Below are 5,640 nucleotides of genomic sequence, written 5' to 3' on the forward strand. Positions count from 1 at the left end.
AAAGTTGGCTTACGGAAAATGTGAGGGATGGAAAGCGATCGCCAGTAGTGGGCGAATCAATCTATATCTCTCGTAGAAATTAATTACTAACTATAATACAGCGCTTTTCATAGGAGTGAACCATATCCTTATAGCCGAAACCCTGTCAGGGCAAATGCGAGAAAGCTCCTACTGTGGTTTCCCGAACTGAAAAATGCTCTCATGTCAGATTTGACTGCCATTAAAAATAATGAAATTCTCAAACCATTTTTTGAACGCAACCCTAAGCTCGACCTCCAAACCTGCTACTTTTTCGATAAAGATGCTGTAACAGCATTAAATTGGGAAGGTTGAAAGCTAGAGATAATTAGCGATCGCCTCAAAACTTACCAAGACTTCACACCCTCGGGTTGATGCGATAGCCCCCTGGGAAAGCTAACCAAAACTAGATTAAGCTAGGAGCGATCGCCTCCGATCTCCAGTTATTCCAAAAGGAAATTAGCACAGGAAAGGCGAATCAAAAAAATCCGATTTGGTCTTGACAAATTTCTAAACCAATTGTTCTAATTTAGAAGATTAGATCGATAAAAATGCTAACATGCTAATCCCAGACTACTGATATCAAAGATTGAAGTTGCTTACTAACTAAGAAACAATTCAATCACAAAAAGTAAAACAGTTACAAGTGAGATAATTCAAAATGTCAGAACAATTTAAAATCAAGAAGGAACTACTAACACCCTTATATACGCAAAATCCAGATTTAGATATTCTGAATTTTGATTTTTACGACAAAAATGCAATATCTAAACTGAAAAAAGCAGATACAGTTGACTCTGGAACCGTAGATACGGAGAAAGAAGAATCTGCCAAAACTGAGGAAGCTTACGAAACTGAAAAAACCCACCAGCGTTTGCTCAGGGTTGAGGCCCATGAGGCAGTAGCTAAAAAGCTGATAGATAAGGGGTTGACCTCAGCTCATCATATTGCAGCATTAGCAGAGCACCAGTTTGTGCGAGACCATGCAGATGCTTTTGATGGTGATGAGGAACGAACTCGTAAGGCTTATCAGAAAGCAGTTCATATCAAAACTAAAGTTCAACATGTCTACGGTGCTGTCAAAGATATGGTAGCTTCGCCCTACTACAAGGCGACCTCATTTGCGAATACAGACGCGGAGATAGACTCCTATTTCCAAGGGATTCCGAGCTACCAAAAACTATTTGGAAGTCTAGATTACCTAGAATGCGAACACTGCCAGTCTATTTTTAGCCAATCCGCATACTTTGTCAATATTATGCAGATTGTCGATAAATATATTACAGACCCTAATACTAAACCTAATAAAACTATTCCTGAGGGTTATACGCTGGAGGAGCGGCGGCCAGATCTCTTTAACTTGTCTTTAACCTGCGAAAACATCGTAACTACCATACCTTATTTGGAGGTGGTGAACGATGTTATAGAGAAGCATATTGCCAAAAAAATGACAAATGGTGCCTTTAATACCTTGGCTGTTGCGGGTTATCCTTTTAACTTACCTTTCAATTTGCCTTTAGTAGAAACGCGCACCTACTTAGACCGTCTCAAAACCAGTTTGGCTTCAATTTACAAAGTCCTAATTGTTCCAGAGAGAACTGACGATAGTCTTGTTAAGGAGATTGATGTTGCTCGCGAATCTCTGGGATTGAGTATGGAAGAGTACGGGCTTATCACCAAAGCAGATTCCAGCGAAGATAGCTTAAAACGTTACTATGGATACACCAATAAGGCTCAGGATTTGGTTGAAAACCTAAAGGTAGTTGAAACCTTTCTCAAGCGTACCAATCTCGACCACGATCGGCTGCAAGAGCTTTTTACACAAGAGCTGACTTCGCAAGAGCAGACACTGGGCGTTGCGAATAAGTTCTTTATCAACAAAACTGGAGAAACCGGACTAGAATATCTCCATATTGATTGGGACAAAACCAATCGTGACCATCCTATTGCTTATATTAAGGGTCTATCCCTTAAGCGTCTAGATCGCCTCAACCGCTTCATTCGTTTGGCTGAGATATTGGGATGGTCTTATGCAGATTTGGATTGGGCATTGGCTTCCTATGGAAATAATGGGGCTGATGAAATAACCGGCCAGGCGATCGCCTATCTTGCCAAAATCAAGGTGCTACTAAATTCAACAAAGCTTTCTCTGGATGTCCTAACTAGCTTTTGGCATCCCATGAAGACGATTGGCAAGCGCAAGCCCCATAACCCGCAAGATCTGTTTGACCGCGTTTTCAATAATCCCCTTCTTCTTGACGGACAAAATCCGTACAACAGTACAACGGTTCCTTTTAATCCGAATCGCAGTCCGATTCAAGAATGGCAAGTTGTAGATACAACAGGCGAAAACGGCATCCTTAGAAACCGACTGAAAGCAGCTTTAATGCTCAACGATGGGGATTTAACCACTCTGGGAAATTATCTACTGAAATTGTTGGAAATTACCACGGGCAAGTTACCACTAAATCTGGATAACCTCACTTGGCTCTACCGCTTGAGCAAACAGTCTACTCTTTTTGAACTCACGATTGATGAATATCTTAACCTTTTATGCCTCATGCATTATCCCGAGGCAGCATCTTATCTGAGTCCGCAAAAAAATGCAGTGCCAGCAAGCATTGAAGAGTTCATTAAACTCAAAGAAATAGTTGATTGGATTGCTAAATCATCACTTAATATTTACGAACTCAAATACATTATCACTGGGAAGTCGAGTAACTACTTTAAGCCAGAATATAAATCTACTGACATCAAGCCTTTTATTCAAGGATTAGCTGTTACTGCTGAAGGATCGCGTCTAAATCCCGGTGCTTTAATATTTGAAAATATTGACACCGAAAAAGCTGCGGAAATTTTCCAGAAATTGGTAGCTAGTGATTTTATCACAGATGTTGGCATATTCTTGAAAAAAATCACTGGCTATCAAGATAAGACTTCGTTGTTTCCTCTCAGTAAAGCTTCTTTCCATACCCCCACAAATTCAATCACAGAAAGCGAATCAGAAGCAGTATTGACTGCACTAGGATCTCAATCTCCCCCAGTTGTTACGATAAGAACTGGTGAAAAGACGGGTACTCTCAGTAGCAGTATCAACGCTCAAACCAATCTGGACTTCTTAAAATCAGCTTTCACTGGAAGCGATAACGATAAGGCTTTAAAGATCGGCAAGGTGAAAACAATTCTGCTCCAGGTTCAACGAAATATTAATCATACCGCCGATGTTTTGCAGAAAACAGAATTGCTTCAGGAAACGAATCTATTAAATGGGTTGAGCGATTTCCTCAACTACACTATTGAGAGTCTAAGGGCACTTCTGCCTTATGCAATGCAACAGAGCCAGTTAACTCATTATTTGCAAACATTCCTCACCCCCATGGCAAGTGGGGGAAATATTCCAGATAATGACAAGGTTGAAAAGTTCCTCGAAACATTAGCCCGATGGAGTTTGCTTGTCACCAATATCCCACTGACTCAAACTGAAACTGAGGCAGTTATAAGTGGAGCCAAGCATTTCAATATTGCAGATTTGAACAAGCTAACCCTCAATGATGTTCGCTCTCTGACTACCTTCAAGTCTTTAGTAAAAAGCTTTGGTTCTCAAAAGGATGCTCTACTTGCTTATTTTAAGATTAACAAACAGAGCAAAAAAACAGAAAAACTTGAGGCTTTAGCCGATATAACTGGCTGGAAAACTGATGAAATTGATACTCTTATCGATCTGTTTTGGCCTGCTAGTGTAGTCACGTCTGCCGATTATGATACTGTTGCGGGTTTATTGCGTCTCAAGAATGTTTTCGATGTCGGCAGGGTATTGGGATGTGATGTTAGTTTTCTGAGCCGCTTAAGCAGCCTGAGTCATTTACCGGTCGCCGATACCTCTGGTTCGATTAATGCAGCCAACTGGACTACTTATAGTCAGATTGCTGCAGCTACCTTGCAGGTTGTCAATGCCAAATACAAGGATACTGAATTCACCCAGGTATATAAGTCGATTACCGACGAACTCAATACCCGCAAGCGCGACGTCCTCTTACCTTATGCTATTTGGTCGATCCATAAGACCGATCCTTCTATAGAGCGTCCCTCCGATCTCTACAAATACTTGCTCATTGATGTAGAAACGAGTAGCAGCACTACGACTTCAAAAATAGCCCAGGGCATAGCTTCCGTTCAGTTGTACATGCAGCGCTGCCGCATGATGTTGGAACCTGGGGTCAACACCATTCAAGTGCCTGAGATTTGGTGGCGTTGGATATCCGAGTATCGAGTGTGGGAGGTCAACCGCAAGATATTCTTGTATCCAGAAAACTATATTGAACCTTCCTTGAGGAAAGGTAGCACCCCTGAATTTGAGGAGTTAGCTAACGCCCTGTTGCAAACCAAGGTGACTAAAGAGACGGTAGTTGCTCCTTATCAGCAATACTTTAAACAAGTGTCTATCTTGGGCAGTTTAATCCACACCTCCAGCTATCATTGTACCCGCATCGATCCCAACACTGGTGAAGAGAAAGATACGTTATTTATCTTTGGACGCACCAATACAGTTCCATATACTTATTATTTCCGCGCTCTGGAGAATGGGGATGACTGGACTCCTTGGGAAGAGATTAAACTAACTATTGGCGCATCGAACGTTACACCAGTCTATGGCTTTGGTCGGTTATTTATTTTCTGGACGGAACTCGATACGGGAAAAAGCGGAACGATTAGCAACACTTCAGGCAGCACAACATCGAATACGCAAACCGTTTACAAAGCAACTATCAAGTATTCTTTTTATAATTTCATTACCAAGGAGTGGGTGCATCCACAAACTCTGTTAGCCGATGTGGTCATCAATGCTTTTCCCAATCCCTATTTATCGGATGTATTAGGTATTGTCCAAATTGTCGGCTCTGGAACTGTCAGTATTACTTCAACATTAACTACTGTGACAGGAAAAAATACTCAATTTGAGAAAGAAGTTCAAGTTGGAGATTGGATTTGGTGTGGTGGAGAAGTTCGTAGTGTTGGAGCTATAGCAGACGACAATAATTTAGCAGTATCTGAAGCGTGGAATCAGACTCTCACGAATGCAAAATACGAAATTATTCATTTACAAGACGTTGCCAAAATTGTCGGCTCTGGAACTGTCAGTATTACTTCAACATTAACTACTGTGACAGGAAAAAATACTCAATTTGAGAAAGAAGTTCAAGTTGGAGATCGGATTTGGTGTGGTGGAGAAGTTCGTACTGTTGGAGCTATAGCAGACGACAATAATTTAGCAGTACCTGAACCGTGGAATCAGACTCTCACGAATGCAAAATACAAAATTATTCCTCATTTAGATGAAAATCTTGCCGATCGTTTTGATGTCCAAGACCCATACTGGCGCGAACCCTATATCCTCAATACTGGAGAGGGTCTTGTCGGCTCTGGAACTGTCAGTATTACTTCAACATTAACTACTGTGACAGGAAAAAATACTCAATTTGAGAAAGAAGTTCAAGTTGGAGATCGGATTTGGTGTGGTGGAGAAGTTCGTACTGTTGGAGCTATAGCAGACGACAATAATTTAGCAGTACCTGAACCGTGGAATCAGACTCTCACGAATGCAAAATACAAAATTATTCCTCA

At 41.2% G+C, this 5,640-nt stretch carries 2 protein-coding genes; both read left to right on the forward strand.

Going from position 1 to position 5,640, the window contains the following annotated elements; all coding sequences use genetic code 11:
- Positions 1-201: 201 nt before the first annotated feature.
- On the forward strand, positions 202-333 hold the full coding sequence (locus tag F6K40_RS00575; RefSeq protein ID WP_293129864.1) for a hypothetical protein: 132 nt from the start codon (positions 202-204) through the stop codon (positions 331-333).
- A 346-nt stretch (positions 334-679) separates the two neighbouring features.
- Positions 680-5,640, forward strand: a 4,961-nt coding sequence (locus F6K40_RS00580; RefSeq protein WP_293129867.1) for a neuraminidase-like domain-containing protein, incomplete at its 3' end; no start/stop codon positions are given.

The organism is Okeania sp. SIO3I5 (assembly GCF_010672085.1).
Taxonomy (GTDB): Bacteria; Cyanobacteriota; Cyanobacteriia; order Cyanobacteriales; family Microcoleaceae; genus Trichodesmium.